The 15,515-nt window shown below is 65.3% G+C and carries 14 protein-coding genes; 10 read left to right on the top strand and 4 right to left on the bottom strand.

The features are described 5' to 3' along the window. Positions 1-21 precede the first annotated feature (21 nt). The 4 genes from ACWEO2_RS32420 (at position 22) to pruA (ending at position 5,960) form a co-directional block, all read left to right on the top strand. Positions 22-2,625, top strand: a complete 2,604-nt coding sequence (locus ACWEO2_RS32420) for a bifunctional FO biosynthesis protein CofGH (RefSeq protein WP_452408812.1) — start codon at positions 22-24, stop codon at positions 2,623-2,625. Positions 2,626-2,825: 200 nt separating this feature from the next. Then, a complete protein-coding gene (gene fdxA, locus ACWEO2_RS32425; RefSeq protein WP_014987978.1) occupies positions 2,826-3,149 on the top strand; it encodes a ferredoxin in 324 nt (107 codons plus the stop codon). Then, positions 3,146-4,261, top strand: a complete 1,116-nt coding sequence (gene dapC / locus ACWEO2_RS32430; protein WP_452408813.1) for a succinyldiaminopimelate transaminase — start codon at positions 3,146-3,148, stop codon at positions 4,259-4,261. Before fdxA ends, dapC begins: the two co-directional genes overlap by 4 nt. Positions 4,262-4,322: 61 nt before the next feature. Next, positions 4,323-5,960 carry an L-glutamate gamma-semialdehyde dehydrogenase gene (gene pruA / locus ACWEO2_RS32435; RefSeq protein WP_452408814.1) on the top strand — a complete coding sequence of 546 codons (1,638 nt, stop codon included), beginning with the start codon at positions 4,323-4,325 and terminating at the stop codon, positions 5,958-5,960. Between the two features lie 107 nt (positions 5,961-6,067). On the opposite strand, the gene ACWEO2_RS32440 is transcribed toward pruA, so the two are convergent. Together ACWEO2_RS32440 and ACWEO2_RS32445 are read right to left on the bottom strand one after the other, a co-directional pair. Beyond that, the gene (locus ACWEO2_RS32440) at positions 6,068-6,937 is read right to left on the bottom strand and encodes an oxygenase MpaB family protein (protein WP_452408815.1); all 870 of its coding nucleotides are present in this window, start codon (positions 6,935-6,937) and stop codon (positions 6,068-6,070) included. Between the two features lie 101 nt (positions 6,938-7,038). After that, positions 7,039-7,914, bottom strand: a complete 876-nt coding sequence (locus ACWEO2_RS32445; RefSeq protein WP_452408816.1) for an oxygenase MpaB family protein — start codon at positions 7,912-7,914, stop codon at positions 7,039-7,041. Between the two features lie 185 nt (positions 7,915-8,099). Between ACWEO2_RS32445 and ACWEO2_RS32450 the strand changes: the two genes are divergently transcribed. Next, the gene (locus ACWEO2_RS32450; RefSeq protein ID WP_452408817.1) at positions 8,100-8,729 is read left to right on the top strand and encodes a TetR/AcrR family transcriptional regulator; all 630 of its coding nucleotides are present in this window, start codon (positions 8,100-8,102) and stop codon (positions 8,727-8,729) included. 126 nt (positions 8,730-8,855) lie between these two features. On the opposite strand, the gene ACWEO2_RS32455 is transcribed toward ACWEO2_RS32450, so the two are convergent. Beyond that, positions 8,856-9,704: an oxygenase MpaB family protein gene (locus ACWEO2_RS32455; RefSeq protein WP_452408818.1), complete on the bottom strand. Its 849-nt coding sequence runs from the start codon at positions 9,702-9,704 to the stop codon at positions 8,856-8,858. Positions 9,705-9,835: 131 nt separating this feature from the next. Between ACWEO2_RS32455 and ACWEO2_RS32460 the strand changes: the two genes are divergently transcribed. The 4 genes from ACWEO2_RS32460 to ACWEO2_RS32475 all read left to right on the top strand — a co-directional run bounded on the left by ACWEO2_RS32460 (position 9,836) and on the right by ACWEO2_RS32475 (position 13,834). Further along, the gene (locus ACWEO2_RS32460) at positions 9,836-11,263 is read left to right on the top strand and encodes an acyl-CoA synthetase (protein ID WP_452408819.1); all 1,428 of its coding nucleotides are present in this window, start codon (positions 9,836-9,838) and stop codon (positions 11,261-11,263) included. Between the two features lie 56 nt (positions 11,264-11,319). After that, a complete protein-coding gene (locus ACWEO2_RS32465; RefSeq protein ID WP_355176853.1) occupies positions 11,320-11,709 on the top strand; it encodes a PPOX class F420-dependent oxidoreductase in 390 nt (129 codons plus the stop codon). Positions 11,710-12,002: 293 nt separating this feature from the next. Then, positions 12,003-12,209, top strand: a complete 207-nt coding sequence (locus ACWEO2_RS32470; protein WP_452408820.1) for a hypothetical protein — start codon at positions 12,003-12,005, stop codon at positions 12,207-12,209. Between the two features lie 164 nt (positions 12,210-12,373). Beyond that, positions 12,374-13,834 carry a class I adenylate-forming enzyme family protein gene (locus ACWEO2_RS32475; RefSeq protein WP_452408821.1) on the top strand — a complete coding sequence of 487 codons (1,461 nt, stop codon included), beginning with the start codon at positions 12,374-12,376 and terminating at the stop codon, positions 13,832-13,834. On the opposite strand, the gene ACWEO2_RS32480 is transcribed toward ACWEO2_RS32475, so the two are convergent. Then, positions 13,831-14,085: an acyl carrier protein gene (locus tag ACWEO2_RS32480; RefSeq protein ID WP_452408822.1), complete on the bottom strand. Its 255-nt coding sequence runs from the start codon at positions 14,083-14,085 to the stop codon at positions 13,831-13,833. The genes ACWEO2_RS32475 and ACWEO2_RS32480 overlap by 4 nt on opposite strands. An 80-nt stretch (positions 14,086-14,165) precedes the next feature. Here ACWEO2_RS32480 and ACWEO2_RS32485 point away from each other — a divergent pair, with 80 nt between their 5' ends. Then, positions 14,166-15,464: a phthiocerol/phthiodiolone dimycocerosyl transferase family protein gene (locus ACWEO2_RS32485; RefSeq protein ID WP_452408823.1), complete on the top strand. Its 1,299-nt coding sequence runs from the start codon at positions 14,166-14,168 to the stop codon at positions 15,462-15,464. Positions 15,465-15,515 lie beyond the last annotated feature (51 nt).

Below are 15,515 nucleotides of genomic sequence, written 5' to 3' on the forward strand. Positions count from 1 at the left end.
ACAGCCCAGGATGTGTAGCGCATGATCGAGGGCGTGACCGAGCTAGCGACCCCGAGCGTCCCGCCCGCACCGCCAACGCCATCGGCAATGCGCCGTGCGCTGCGGCGGGCCCGCGATGGCGTGACACTGAACGTGGACGAGGCAGCCGTACTGCTGCACGCGCGCGGTGACGACCTCGTCGACCTGTGTCGCAGCGCCGCCCGGGTGCGTGATGCCGGACTGGAATCGGCGGGGCGGCCGAAGACGATCAGTTATTCGCGCAATGTCTTCATCCCGCTGACCAGGCTGTGTCGGGACAAATGTCACTACTGCACCTTCGTCACGGTGCCGGGCAAATTGCGCGCCGAGGGCAAGGGCATGTTCCTGGAGCCCGACGAGGTGCTCGATATCGCGCGCCGCGGTGCGGCGCTCGGCTGCAAGGAGGCGTTGTTCACCCTTGGTGATCGGCCCGAGGACCGCTGGCCGGAGGCCGCGCAGTGGCTCGATGAGCGCGGCTACGATTCCACCCTGGACTACCTGCGCGCCGTCTCGATCATGGTGCTCGAGGAGACCGGCCTGCTGCCGCATCTGAATCCGGGCGTGATGAGCTGGGAGGAGATCTCCCGGCTCAAGCCGGTCGCGCAGTCGATGGGCATGATGCTCGAGACGACCGCAACCCGGCTGTTCACCGAGAAGGGCAACTGCCACTACGGAAGTCCCGATAAGGATCCGGCGGTGCGGCTGCGCGCCATCACCGACGCGGGTCGGCTGTCGGTGCCCTACACCACCGGCATTCTGGTCGGCATCGGTGAGACGCTGAACGAGCGGGCCGATTCGATCATGGCGATCCGCAAGCAGCACAAGGCGTTCGGGCATATCCAGGAAGTGATCATCCAGAACTTCCGCGCCAAGGACGACACCGCCATGCGCGATGTTCCGGACGCGGGTATGGCGGAGTTCCGCGCCACCATCGCGGTCACCCGACTGCTGCTCGGACCCGATGTGCCAGTGCAGGCGCCGCCGAATCTGGTGTCGCACGAGGAATGTCGCGCACTGATCGACGCGGGCATCGATGACTGGGGCGGTGTCTCGCCGGTCACCCCCGACCATGTGAATCCGGAACGGCCCTGGCCGAATCTGGATACGCTGCGCGAGATCACCGAGGCCGCGGGCTATCAGCTCGTCGAACGCACCTCCGCGCATCCGAAATATGTGCGCGCGGGCAATCCGTGGGTCGATCCGCGCATCGGCGCGCATGTCGCGGCGCTCACCGATCCGAAGACCGGTCTGGCGAATCCGGATGCGATTCCGGTGGGCCTGCCCTGGCAGGAACCGGACGAGTCATGGGAGTCGGCGGGCCGCGTCGATCTGAACACCTCGATCGATACCGAGGGCCGAAATACCGAGAGCCGCAGTGATTCCGCGCTCGGGCAGGATGTGGTGGGGGCCTTCGGCGATTGGGACACCATCCGTGAACAGGCTCGCGATCTCGCGGTGGCAGCACCGGAGCGGGTCGATTCCGATGTGCTCGCCGCGCTGCGTGCCGCCGAAAGCGATCCGGCTGGTCTCACCGACGCCGAATACCTCGCGCTGGCAACCGCGGAGGGGCCAGCACTGGAAGCCGTCGCCGCACTGGCCGACCAACTGCGCCGCGATGTCAACGGCGACGATGTCACCTACGTGGTGAACCGGAATATCAACTTCACCAATATCTGCTACACCGGTTGCCGCTTCTGCGCATTCGCCCAGCGCAAGGGCGATGCCGACGCGTTCACCCTGAGCATGGACGAGGTCGCCGACCGCGCTTGGGAGGCGCATGTCGACGGTGCGACCGAAATCTGCATGCAGGGTGGTATCGACCCGGATCTGCCGGTCACCGGCTATGCCGATCTGGTGCGCGCGATCAAGCAGCGGGTGCCGTCGATGCATGTGCACGCGTTCAGCCCGATGGAGATCGTGAACGGCGCCTCGCGCGGCGGTCAGAGCATCCGCGATTGGCTGGTCGCGCTGAAGGAAGCCGGGCTGGACACGATTCCGGGCACGGCCGCGGAGATCCTCGACGACGAGGTCCGCTGGGTGCTCACCAAGGGCAAACTGCCGACCTCCGCCTGGATCGAGGTGATCACCACCGCGCATCAGGTCGGCCTGCGCTCCAGTTCCACGATGATGTACGGCCACGTGGACAATCCGAAGCACTGGGTCGGACATCTGCGGGTGCTGCGCGGAATCCAGGATGAGACAGGCGGTTTCACCGAATTCGTGCTGTTGCCGTTCGTGCATCAGAGTTCGCCGCTGTATCTGGCGGGTGCGGCGCGGCCGGGGCCGACCATCCGGGACAACCGGGCGGCGCACGCCTTGGCGCGGATCATGCTGCACGGCCGCATCGACAACATCCAGACCAGCTGGGTGAAGCTCGGTACCGCGGGTACTCGCACCATGCTCAACGGTGGCGCCAACGATCTGGGCGGTACGTTGATGGAGGAGACCATCTCCCGCATGGCCGGGTCCCAACACGGGTCCGCCAAGACCGTCGCCGAACTCACCGAGATCGCGGATGGTATCGGCCGTTCGGTGCGCGAGCGCACCACCACCTACGGGGTGCCGCAACGGAAGATCTCCGCGGCGCTGCCACTGTCGGTGGGCTAGCGGCACCGGGGCCGTACCGGACTCGCGGTCGTCGCGCTGGGTCGATTCGCAAAGACGCGGATGCAAGGGGTGTTTCGTATCCATCGAGTGGCGTGCGGAACAAAGTTAGTTAGGGCAGGCTGACCAGGAGTAGCCTGAGCTGCCGGGATAGTGTGACGCCGGGCGGAGTATCCCCGTGAGGACAGACTAGGAGAGCGGCAGTGCCGTACATCATCGCTGAACCGTGCGTTGACGTGAAGGACAAGGCATGCATCGAGGAATGCCCCGTGGACTGCATCTACGAGGGTGGTCGCATGCTGTACATCCATCCGGACGAGTGCGTGGACTGTGGTGCATGTGAGCCGGTGTGCCCGGTGGAGGCGATCTTCTATGAAGACGACACCCCGGACCAGTGGAGCGGATATGTGAACGCCAATGTCGACTTCTTCGACGAGCTGGGTTCGCCCGGCGGCGCGACGAAGGTCGGCAAGGTGGATTACGACCCGCCGTTCATCAAAGAGCTGCCGCCGATGGCGAGTGAATGAGCTCTGAGGTGTCACCGCGTCGCCGGGTCAGTGCACTGCTCCCTGACTTCCCCTGGGACACCATCGCGGCGGTGAAGGCCAAGGCCGCCGCGCATCCGGACGGCATCGTCGACCTGTCGGTCGGCACTCCGGTCGATCCGGTGGACCCGCTGATCCGTGCCGCATTGAGTTCGGTCGCCGAGGTACCCGGCTATCCGACCACGCACGGCACCCCGGAGTTGCGCGCCGCGGCGGTCGATGCGCTGAAGCGGCGGTACGGGATCACGGGTGTGGACCCGGCCGCGGTCTTGCCGGTGATCGGCACCAAGGAACTGATCGCCGGGCTGCCGCGGCTGCTCGGCCTCGGCGCGGACGATCTGGTCGTCATCCCCGAGGTCGCCTACCCGACCTACGAGGTGGGTGCACTGCTGGCCGGTGCCCAGGTGGTGCGGGCCGACGGGCTGACCCAGTTGGGTCCGCGCTCGCCCGCCCTCATCTATGTGAACTCACCGTCGAACCCGACGGGGCGGGTGCTCGGTGTCGAGCATCTGCGCAAGGTGGTGCAGTTCGCCCGCGAGCGCGGCACGGTCGTCGCCTCCGACGAGTGCTACCTGGGCCTCACCTGGGAGGGGCGTGCCGTCTCGATCCTCGATCCCGAGGTGTGCGACGGCGACCACACCGGCCTGCTCGCGGTGCACTCGCTGTCGAAGACCTCCAACTTGGCCAGCTACCGGGCCGGTTTCGTGGTGGGCGATCCGGAACTCGTCGCCGAAATGCTCGAGGTGCGCAAGCATTCCGGCATGATGGTGCCGTTCCCGATCCAGGCGGCCATGGCCGCCGCACTCGGTGACGACAACCATGAGGCGCAGCAGCGTGAGCGCTACCGCGCGCGTCGCGAGGTGCTGCGAACGGCCTTGCAGCAAGCCGGTTTTCGCATCGATCACTCCGAAGCGGGCCTGTACCTGTGGTCCACTCGGGGCGAGCCGGGCCGCACCACCCTGGAGTGGCTGGCCGAGCGCGGCATTCTCGCCGCCCCCGGCGACTTCTACGGACCGGGCGCGGGCGAGTACGTGCGCATCGCACTCACCGCCACCGATGAGCGCATTCGGGCCGCGGCACAGCGGCTGAGCTGAGTCTCGCCGACACGGCCACCGATCGCGCCCGACGGCCCGGGAACGGCGATAGCCTGGGTGTATGGACTCTGTCACGGTAGTCCCTATCCCTGGTAACGAGCCGGTGCATTCCTACGCGCCGGGCAGTCGCGAGCGGGCACTGCTGAGCGCCGAGCTCACCGAGATCGCCGCCGAATCCATCGATATTCCGCTGGTCATCGGTGGTAAGCACCGGCCGGGCATCGGGGCTCGACACGATATCGTCGCCCCGCATCGACATCGGCAGGTGCTCGGCACCTATACCGATACCACCCACTCCGAAGCCCACGGCGCCATCGAGGCCGCGATGGCGGCGGCACCCGGCTGGCGGAGCATGGCCTTCGACGAGCGGGCGGCCATCTTCCTGCGGGCGGCCGATCTGCTGTCCGGGCCATGGCGGGAGACGGTCGCCGCCGCGACCATGCTCGGCCAATCCAAGACGGTCCAGCAGGCCGAGATCGACGCACCGTGCGAACTGGTCGACTTCTGGCGCTTCAATGTGGCCTTCGCGCGCCAGATCCTGCAGCAGCAGCCGCAGTCGAGCGCCGGGGTGTGGAACCAGATGGACTATCGCCCGCTGGAGGGGTTCGTCTACGCGATCACGCCGTTCAACTTCACCGCGATCGCCGGGAACCTGCCCACCGCGCCCGCACTGATGGGCAATACCGTGGTGTGGAAACCCTCTCCCACCCAGACACTTTCGGCGTTCTATACGATGCGGCTGCTCGAGGCGGCCGGACTGCCGCCCGGTGTCATCAATATGGTGACCGGCGACGGTGTCGAACTATCGGAGGTCGCACTCGTCGATCCGCGACTTGCGGGCATCCATTTCACCGGATCCACCAGGACATTTCAGTTCCTGTGGTCGCAGGTCGGCACGAATATCGGCCGCTACCATACCTATCCTCGGTTGGTCGGTGAGACCGGCGGCAAGGACTTCATTGTGGCGCATCCGTCCGCGGATCCGGATGCCTTGCGTACCGCGCTCATTCGCGGCGCCTACGAATATCAGGGTCAGAAGTGCTCGGCGGCCTCGCGCGCCTATATAGCGCGCTCGATGTGGCGCACCATCGGCGACGACTTCCTCCAATTGACCAGGGGACTCAGCTACGGTGACGTTGCCGATCTGACGAATTTCGGTGGGGCGCTGATCGATCGGCGTGCCTACGACAAGAATGTGGCCGCCATCGAACGGGCCAGATCGGCGGGTATCGCCATTGCGGCGGGCGGCGAATACGACGACAGCGAGGGCTGGTTCGTGCGGCCGACCGTACTGCTGGTGGACGATCCGCACGACGACGCCTTCGCCACCGAATACTTCGGCCCGATCCTGGCGGTGCACGTCTACGACGACGCCGAACCCGGCTCCTATGCCGCGGTGCTGGCCGAGGTGGAATCGGCCGCGCCGTACGCACTGACCGGCGCGATCTTCGCCCAGGATCGCAAGGCCATCGAACAGGCCTCGGCCGCACTGCGATTCGCCGCGGGCAACTTCTACATCAACGATAAGCCGACCGGTGCGGTGGTCGGTCAGCAGCCCTTCGGCGGTGCGCGCGCCTCGGGCACCGACGATAAGGCGGGCTCACCGCTGAATCTGCTGCGCTGGGTCGCGCCACGCACGATCAAGGAGACCTTCGTGCCGCCGGGTGATCACCGGTATCCGCACATGGAGTCGGAATGAATCCGTTTGTGGTGTCCGATTAGCCACCGCTCGAGCGGATGCTCACGGGAACGCCCATAGATCGAGCAGTTGCGGCTGGCCGCGGGCAACACGCTGGTCAGCAAGTCCTAGACCAGCGGTTTGCCGAGCCGATGCCGCCTGCGTATATCCCAGAGGTAGAGGTTCATCGGAAAGAGCCTGGCCTGCTTCGGAAGTCGACGGTGCACGGCGCCGATGACCCGCAGCAGCCGGTTTGCGAAGCGTTCCTGGCGGGCGCTCCAGCGCATGTGCATCTGGCCGCGCAGGTGCGGCGGCAACAGGCTGGTCACGAAGAGTCGCTGCAACGGTGCGAATATCCGCAGTGGCCGGGCCACCATCTTCAGATCGATGAGGTCGTCTAGGTATGCGCGGGTGCGCGCATCGATGGACTTGGTCGCCAGATTGGTATTCCAGTACTCCTGGAACGCCTTTCGGTCGGCGGGCCACATCTCCGGGCGCATCTGCAGGGTGGTGCCGAGCCGAGCCGCATACTGGTAGAACACCTCCGCGGTGTCCTCATCCATCGGTCCGTGTAGTCGCTCCTCCAGATCGACTACGCCCCAATACAAACAGGCGGCGACCCACAATTGCAGCTTCGGGTCGAAGGCGTTGTACTTTACCGCAGCGCCGGGCTCGGAATGCACCGCCCGATGTGAGCCATTGACGGCCTCGCGGTAGATCGCGCGGTCGTGTTCGGTGCCCATCAACGCTACGGCGAGATAGGTCAGCGTGGTGCGCATCCGCTTCCACGGGTGCACATCGATCCGGCCGGATTCGACCGTGCTCTCCATGACGCCGTAGCCGACGGGCCGCAGGCTCAGCTGCATGATGACATTGGCCGTCCCGCCGAGGAAGGCTGCGACACCGCTCCAGAACCGGTCCATGGCGAAGTTGTCGACGGTGCCATAGCGGCAGGTTGCGACGGGATCTGGTGGCTCGGCGCGCAGCGGCAAGGTCATCGTTGGCCTCGGCTTTCCGGGTCGATCAGCGGCAACAGGTATCGATGAGAAGATTAGGTGCTTACCTTCTCATCGACTCGATAGCCTGTCAAACGATCCCGCTACACGAGCGGTTTACCCAATCGGATGCGCCTGCGAACGTCGAACAGGTAGGCGTTGATCGGGAACATTCGCAGCTGCCGCGGCAGTCGGGTGTGCACCGCCGAGATCGTCCGCAGCAGCCGATCGAATCGGCGCTGATCCCGCTCGGTCCAGGTCATCCGCATCTCGTTGCGCAAATGCGTTGGCAGCAGGCCGGTTACGAAGAACCGCTGGAGGCGGGCGAAGGTGAACCGAATCGGGCGCGGCAACATCTTCAGGTCGATGAGATCGTTGAAGTAGTCGCGCAGGGCGGGCTCGATACCGCGCTCGGTCAGGTTCTCATCCCAATACCGTTGGAACTCGGCACGATTGGCGGGCCACATGTCAGGACGCATCTGCAGTGTGGTGCCGAGCCGGGCGCAGTACCGGTAAAAGGCTTCGGCCACATCGGGATCCATCGGGCCGTGCATGCGGGTGTAGAGATCGTCGATGCCCCAGTACAGACAGGCGGCCACCCAGAGTTGCAGCGTGGGATCGAAGGCGTTGTATTCCACCGGGCTCGCCGAGGTCGAGCGGACCGGCCGATGCGACTCGTTGACCGCGTCCCGATAGTGCGCGCGCTCCTGTTCCGAGCCCATCAGCGCGACCGCGAGATAGCTGAGTGTGGTGCGTAGCCGTTTGATCGGGTGCAGTGTGACCTTGCCGCTGTCGACCGTGCTCTCCAGTACGCCGCGGCCGACGGGCCGCAGGCTCAGCTGCATGATCACATTGGCGGTGCCGCCCAGGAATGCCGCGAGTCCGTCGATATATTCGACAACGGTTTCCGTGGTGATGGATTCGACGGCAACGGGGCCGGAATTCGGCAGGTTATCGGCGGGGCGGAGGGGTTCGGTCATCGTTGACCTCGCCTTTCTGTGGCCACCCTGGCGATGGGCAGCGATGAGAAGGTTTGATATAAACCTTCTCATTGCTTCGACGTGCTGTCAATCACGCTTTCCCGGTGTTCGGGAGCAGCGGCAGCTGATGGCATGCGATGCTGGCAGTGTCATTGTGTCAGGGGATAGGAATAGGGTGGGAAATTATGGCGAGTCTGACCAGACTGCTGGCCCTGGTCCGCAGCACCGGCCCGGAGGACCGCAATCAATCGCGGGTACTGGACGCCGCCCTGCTGGCGTTCCTGGATTTCGGCATCAAGCGAACCAGCATGGTGGAGGTCGCACGGCGGTGCGGCCTTTCGCTGGCCACGCTCTATCGGCGCTTCGCCAGCAAATCCGATCTCATCCAGGCGGTCGGGATGCGGCAGGCGCGGCAGTTCGTCGAGGAGGTGGACGCGGCCCAGCAGCGCCAGGTCGATCGCGACGCCAGCGCCGAGGCGCAGATCGTGGAACTGTTCGTTGCGTTCCTTAACGGATTGCGCGGCAATAAGCTGCTCGAACGGTTGCTGAAGACCGAGCCGGAGATCGTGCTGCCGTATCTCACGGTCAAGGGTGCGCCGATCCTCGAGCTCGGGCGCGACTACCTGGCCGAATTCATTAGCCGACTGCAGGACGAGGGCAAATTGCCCGATTACGATCCGGAGCCGCTCGCCGAAATGATCGCCCGGACGGCGCTGTCATTGGCGCTGACGCCGCAGACGGTGCTCCCGCTCGACGATGACGCGGCGATCCGGAAGTTCGCCCGCGACCATGTGGTCGTTTCGTTCCGGCTGTAGCTCACCCACCCCGCCGGCTCCGCCGACTGCCGTCCCCCGTAGCTCACCCACCCCGTCGGCTCCGCCGACTGCCGTCCCCCGTAGCTCACCCACCCCGCCGGCTCCGCCGACTGCCGTCCCCGGTGGTCACACCAGACGCAGCCCGAACCGTCTGCGCACGCGCATGTCCCACAGGTAGGCATTGATCGGAAACATCCTGGCCTGCTTGGGCATTCGCGCGGTTGCCGCGCCCAGGGTGCGCAGGATCGCGGCGAGGATCCGATCGTCGCGCGGGGTCCAGCTCATCCCCATCTGGTCGCGCAGATGTTCGGGCAGCAGGCCGGTGACCACGAATCGGTGGAATCGGGCGAAGGGTAGGCGGGCGGGCAGCGGGAGCATCTTCAGGTCGATGAGGTCGGTGAAGTAGTCGCGGATCGGCGGATCGATCGTGGTTTTCGCGAGATGCTCGGACCAGTACTCGTCGAACGCGGCGCGGTCGCTCGGCCACAGCCCTGGATGCATCTGCAGGGTGGTGCCCAGTCGGGCGCTGTAGTAGTAGAAGGCCTCCGCATCGGTGTCGCGCATCGGGCCGTGCATGCGCTCGTAGATATCGCGGGCGCCCCAGTACAGACAGGCCGCGACCCACAGCTGCAGCTGCGGATCGAAGGCGTTGTACTGCACCGGACTCGCCGTGGTGGATTTGACGGTGCGGTGCGAGGTGTTGACGGCATCGCGGTAGGCGGCGCGTTCATCTTCGGTGCCGAGCATGGCGACCGAGAGGTAGGTGAGGGTGGTGCGCAGCCGCTTGACCGGATGCAACATGACCTTGCCGCTGTCGACGGTGCTCTCCAGTACGCCATAGCCGACCGGCAGCGTGCTCAGCTGCATGATGACATTCGCCGTGCCGCCGAAGAAGGCGGCGACACCGTCGATGTACTGCGCGATATCGAAGCTGTCCCGGGCGTCCGGCGATGGCTTTCGATGCGGACTGGTCATGGCCGACCCCGTTCTCATCGTTGAGAAGGATATTGGTCAACCTTCTCACTGCCTCATGGGTGTGTCAACCGTCGCGAGGGTGTCAAGGGGGAGCGTAGTGCGGCGGTGTCGCGTCGAAGTAGCGTGAGCGAATGTCGTTCGGTCCGCAGTTGCTGCTTCGTTCGCTCAACCCGCTCGCCGTCGCTGCGGGGGCGGATATTCCGGATGCCGTCACCATCGATGGGGTCACCTTGTCGCGCAGCGATCTGCTCGGCGCCGCGACGTCGGTCGCCGAGCGCATTGCGCGCGCGGATCGGGTGGCGGTGCTGGCCCGGCCGACCGTGACCACGGTGCTCGCGGTCGTCGGCTGCCTCATCGCGGGCGTGACGGTGGTGCCGGTGCCGCCGGATTCGGGGACCGCCGAACTGGCGCATATCCTCACCGATTCGGGTGCGCAGGCCTGGCTCGGGGCGGCGCCGGAGGGGACGGAACTGCCGATGGTCCCGGTGCGTGTGCACGCCCGCTCCTGGCATACCTATCCCGAACCCGACCCGGCCACACCGGCATTCGTGCTCTACACCTCGGGGACCACCGGCCTGCCCAAGGGCGTCGTACTCAACCGCGGTGCCATCGCGGCCGGGTTGGACGCGCTCGCCGACGCATGGGCCTGGACGCCGAATGACCTACTGGTGCACGGGCTTCCGCTATTCCACGTGCACGGACTGATCCTCGGCCTGCTCGGACCGCTGCGGGTGGGCAGCCCGCTGATCCACACCGGTAAGCCGACGCCGCAGGCTTATGCGCAAGCTCGCGGCACGCTCTACTTCGGTGTGCCGACCGTATGGTCGCGCGTTGTCGAAGACCCCGATGCGGCAAGGCGATTGGCCGATGCGCGATTGCTCGTCTCGGGCAGTGCGCCGCTGCCGGTTCCGGTCTTCGAGCGCCTGCGAGAACTCACCGGACACGCGCCGATCGAGCGCTATGGCATGAGCGAAACGATGATCACGCTGTCCACCCGTGCCGATGGGGAACGCCGCCCGGGCTGGGTCGGTACTCCGGTCGCCGGCGTCGAGACCCGACTTCGGGATGAAGCCGGCGCGGACGTCCCGCACGACGGCGCGAGCATCGGTGGTCTGCAGGTCCGCGGTCCGATGCTCTTCGACGGCTACTACAACCGGCCCGGGGCGACCGCCGAATGCTGGACCGACGATGGCTGGTTCAAGACCGGTGATGTCGCGGCCATCGATGCCGAGCGCTTCCATCGCATCGTCGGCCGGGAATCGGTCGACCTCATCAAATCCGGTGGATACCGCATCGGTGCGGGGGAGGTCGAGACCGTACTGCTCGGGCATCCACAGGTCGCCGAGGTGGCGGTGGTCGGGCTGCCCGATGCCGATCTGGGACAGCGCATCGTCGCCTATGTCGTATTGCGCGGTGCCGCAGCCGATTCCATCGAGAAGGACCTCATCGAGCACGTGGCCGAGCAACTTTCGGTGCACAAGCGCCCGCGCGAGGTGCGCGTGGTGGATGCACTGCCGCGCAATGCCATGGGAAAGGTGCAGAAGAAGCTGCTCGGCTGAGCGGCGGCGGCCGGACCGCTTGACCTCAATATGAGTTCAGGTCCTACGGTCGCGGCATGAGCGAACCACTGACCTCCGAACAGATCGACTATCTACACACGCAGCGCCTCGGCCGATTGGCGACCGTGCGCCCCGACGGCTCACCGCAGAACAGCCCCGTCGGCTTCCGCTATAACGCGGAACTCGGCACCATCGATATCGCGGGCTGGAATATGGGCAGCTCCTGGAAGTTCCGCAATATTGCCACCAATAGCCGGGTCGCCTTCGTCGTCGACGATATTGCCTCGGTCCAACCCTGGCGCGTGCGCTGCCTCGAAATCCGCGGCACCGCAGAACAATTGACCGATGTAGACCCCTACATCCAGGGTGTCTCCCGCGAAATGATCCGCATCCACCCCACCCGAATCATCGCCTTCGGCTTAGCAGCCGACGTCACCCACGCCTAGCGATCTGCCTCGCAGCAACATTCAGCCTCGCCGCCGAGACCTCCGCTGATGTGGTGGGCGGATCGATCGAGCAACGAGACGGCTGATGTCGTACGCACATCCCGCGCCCACACCGTGCACTCGGGCACCTCGAGCATCGGCTCGGTATCACAGCGGTCCGAGCACTTCCAGCCCACGATCTGGCTGGCGAACGCATCCCTGACCGCGGCCGTCCAGAACATGCCTCCACCTGCCGGGATCCGGGTCGCGTCGGCCACCCACAGCTGGTTCGGGGCCTGCGCGGTGAAGTCACGGTGACCAGATCCGGTGCCGGCGCCGAACACGATCAGGATCTCGGGATCGCCGTCCCGGTGATGTCCCAGCCGGTGCAGGCGTACCACCAGGTCACGGACCTGTTCAGCGGTGACGGTGGTCAGGTCGTCGTCGCGCGCAAGCGGCGGGCGTCCAGCAGGGCCGTCCAGTTGGTGCGGCCCGGTTCCAGCGCCGCGACGAACGAGTAGGGCCAGCTGGGAATCGTCTATGCCCGGCCTCGGCCGGTCTGAAGCCGACAGCAGCCTTGACGCTCGTTCTCCGCCTGACCTACAGGCGTGTTCGCTGACGCCTTGTAGATGCCGCATCCCACTCCTATCCTGGCGGCAGAGGGGGCGGACCCCGCGGAGTAGAGATGATCTACGACAATCTGCTCGCGTTGACAGCGCGGGCACCGCTCACCAGCGGATTGCGGCAGGGGGAAGCATTTACCCCCTACGCCGCTTTGGTCGAGCGGATCGGCCGACTCGCCGCCGGCTTGATCGAACGTGGCATCGAGAACGGCGATCCTGTTGCCCTGCTGATTCCGAACTCACCCGATCTTTTCGTAACTGCCCACGCGCTCTTCGCCATCGGCGCCATCGCGATGCCGCTGGGCGAAACGGCCACGCGATCCGAACTTGCCACGCTCGCGCAAAAGGCCGGACCCAAGGCCGTTATCTCAACTCGCGGCCTTGCCTCTGTCGCCGACATGCTGATCGCCGATGCAGCCCCCGGCATTCCCTTGTTCCTGACGAGCAGCCTTCCCGAAGGAAGCGCAACCGCCCAGCTGCCGAAACTGCCAGGTGACACAACGGCGCTCTACCTCTTCTCGTCCGGCTCGACCGGGTTGCCCAAGGTGGTGCCGCACACCTATGCCGAGCTCATCGCTGATGGTGAACGAGCGAGCACCGCCTGGGACATTCAGCCCGACGATATCGTCCTCGACATTCTGCCGGGCAGCTTCTCGTTGGGCTTCCTCATGGCCGCTACGCAAGCCGTCGCCGGCGGTGCAACGACGCTCTACTGGAGCGATCCCCTGCCGCTGGCGCTTTCGCGCAAGAAGCTGCTCGACACCATGGTCCGCGAGCGCGTCACCGTCATGGGTGCCGTTCCGGCAATGTACGAAATCGTCGCTGGTCAGCCCGGCAGTTTCGATCTCAGGCTACGCATGGCCTTCTCGGGCGGCGTCGCACTGAAGCGGCCGATCTTCGAAGCGGTGCGTGAGCGCCTTGGTGTCACACTTCGTCAGGACTACGGCTCGACCGAGGCCAGCATGGTCTCGCACAATAACTCCGCCGATCCCGACGCAAGCTGGGCCTCGGTGGGCAAGCCGGCGGGCGACGCCAGGGTCCGCATCGCTCCGTTCGACACCGAATTCGGCCCATCCGTCGGCGAAATGGAACTGAGATCATCCTCGCTCATGCGGGGCTATCTAGGTGATGCCGTGGCCAATGCTCAGGCGTTCGATGAGGGCTGGTTCAGGACCGGCGATCTTGCCTCGCTCGATGAACAAGGTCGCATCTTCATCCGTGGCCGCAGCAAGCTGCTGATCGAGGTATCCGGCTACAAGATCGACCCCATCGAGGTGGAGGAGACGCTCATGACCTTGCCCGCCGTCGCCGAAGCCGCAGTGACGGGTCTCCCGGACTCGCGCAACGGCAATCGGCTGATCGCGTTTGTCGTGAAAGGGGCGGATGTGTCGGCCGATGAATTGATTCGCTATTCCCGCGAAAGGCTGTCGGTTCAGAAGGTCCCGGCCGAGATAGCGTTCATCGACGCACTGCCGCGGAGTCCGGCGGGCAAGGTGCTCCGCGCGCGGCTGCGCGAGCTTTAGGCAGGCTGAGCCGCTCGCTGCGAAACATAGGCTGCGAGGTCCGCAGGCGATTCGAACAGTTCCGCCCGTATCTCCGAGTCGGGGATGCTGATTTCGAATCGCTCCTCGAGGAAATGAACCAGCTTCACCAGACTGATCGAGTCCAGCAGGCCGGCTTCGAGCAAAAGGGTCTCGCGATCGACCGACCCTCCGCCGGTTTCAGCCACCATTGCGGAGATATACTCAATTATCGGTTGTTCGATATCGTTCATGAATTGAATCCCCTATGTAGTCGGCATAATAGCCAATTTCATCGGACCTGAAATGGTATTCGAAAACGTGGGAGGACGGCTTGGGCGAAACGCGCCCGCTGGGCGGACGAGAACAACTGCTCAACCATTTGCATGCCAGTGGCGGGCTGATCGCCATGCAGGTGCTGCACGTGCGCGGCCGCCTCGATCCGGCGCTGGTGAAGCGCGCGCTCGCCTGGCTACAGACCCAGCACTCCATCCTTCGCGCTCATATCCGCTACGGCAAGATTGTCTGGCGACCCGTGCCGCCCTTCGCCTATCGCCAGCGCTGGTTCGACACCGAGGGCACAACGGAGATCCCGTTGAAGGTGCTCGACGACACCGATCCAGACGCTTGGCGCAAGGTTTTTGCCGCTGACCTCCGCAAGCCGATCCCGAAGGGCAACCATCCGCGCCTGCGGATAACGCTAGTGCGGCAGTCGTCCGACGCCGACCTCAACCACATCGTCATCTGCGCCGATCACGCGACGCTCGACGCCCTGTCCGCCAACATGCTCGCTCGCCAGCTTCTCGAATTCCTCGCCGATCCGGCCATGGCGGAACTGAAACCGCCGCTGCACACCGCCCTGCCCCCGCCGATCGAGGCCGGCCTGCCCAACAAGTCTGGCAGTGGCAAGAAGTCTGGCAGTGGCAAGAAGGCCACCTACACGCCGGCCATTCGGCTACCCAAGCAGAAGGTACGCGATCCGAAGAAAGAAACGCGAGTACTGGCGCGTCATCTCGGGCTCACCATAACGGCAACGCTCGAGGATGCCGTTAAAGCCAACAGGACGACGCTTCACGGTGCGCTAACGGCGGCCTTCCTGCTTGCCCTGCGCGAGCGGTACCGGCTCGACGCCATGACCGTGTTGACCACGGTCGACCTCCGTCGCCTCAGTAAACTCGCGCTGCCGCCCGATACCTGCGGTTGCTACGTCGACATCCTGCGTACCGAGCACTCGATAACCGACGACTTCTGGGCAACCGCCCGCGACGCCTCGTTCAAGCTGATCGCCGCGCTGGCAAAGGACCGGGAGTCCGCCTCGATTATGAAGTTTCCCGAATGGGAAGTGTATCGGCGCGAAGTCGGCCCAACGCTCCGGAACAACCGGCGCATCGACGGACTTGCTGTTACCACGGCAGACGAGTCCGGCCTTCAGACCAGCTACGGCGCCTACACGCTCGATGACGTCACCAGGGCCGTTTCGGTCGACATATTCGGCCCGTCACTGTTTGTGATCGCCAACGAGCGGCTCGGTGGCCTCGACCTCAGCGTCGCGTACGCGGCAATTGCGATGAGCGAGGAGGAGGTACGGTGGCTCACCGACAACGCGGTGGCCCGGCTCGAAAGTGCTGGATAACAACGCCGGGCCGATCGCAGCGTCGTGGACGAGGTTCCGGCGGCCGACCTC

It is taken from the genome of Nocardia sp. NPDC004278, assembly GCF_053602975.1.

Bases quoted from the DNA above. Each gene is read 5' to 3' on its own strand.
- ACWEO2_RS32455 (WP_452408818.1), bottom strand. From the start codon at position 9,704: ATGACCAGTCCGCATCGAAAGCCATCGCCGGACGCCCGGGACAGCTTC.
- ACWEO2_RS32450 (WP_452408817.1), top strand. From the start codon at position 8,100: ATGGCGAGTCTGACCAGACTGCTGGCCCTGGTCCGCAGCACCGGCCCG.
- ACWEO2_RS32420 (WP_452408812.1), top strand. From the start codon at position 22: ATGATCGAGGGCGTGACCGAGCTAGCGACCCCGAGCGTCCCGCCCGCA.
- ACWEO2_RS32475 (WP_452408821.1), top strand. From the start codon at position 12,374: ATGATCTACGACAATCTGCTCGCGTTGACAGCGCGGGCACCGCTCACC.
- pruA (WP_452408814.1), top strand. From the start codon at position 4,323: ATGGACTCTGTCACGGTAGTCCCTATCCCTGGTAACGAGCCGGTGCAT.
- ACWEO2_RS32480 (WP_452408822.1), bottom strand. From the start codon at position 14,085: ATGAACGATATCGAACAACCGATAATTGAGTATATCTCCGCAATGGTG.
- dapC (WP_452408813.1), top strand. From the start codon at position 3,146: ATGAGCTCTGAGGTGTCACCGCGTCGCCGGGTCAGTGCACTGCTCCCT.
- ACWEO2_RS32465 (WP_355176853.1), top strand. From the start codon at position 11,320: ATGAGCGAACCACTGACCTCCGAACAGATCGACTATCTACACACGCAG.
- ACWEO2_RS32460 (WP_452408819.1), top strand. From the start codon at position 9,836: ATGTCGTTCGGTCCGCAGTTGCTGCTTCGTTCGCTCAACCCGCTCGCC.
- ACWEO2_RS32440 (WP_452408815.1), bottom strand. From the start codon at position 6,937: ATGACCTTGCCGCTGCGCGCCGAGCCACCAGATCCCGTCGCAACCTGC.
- ACWEO2_RS32445 (WP_452408816.1), bottom strand. From the start codon at position 7,914: ATGACCGAACCCCTCCGCCCCGCCGATAACCTGCCGAATTCCGGCCCC.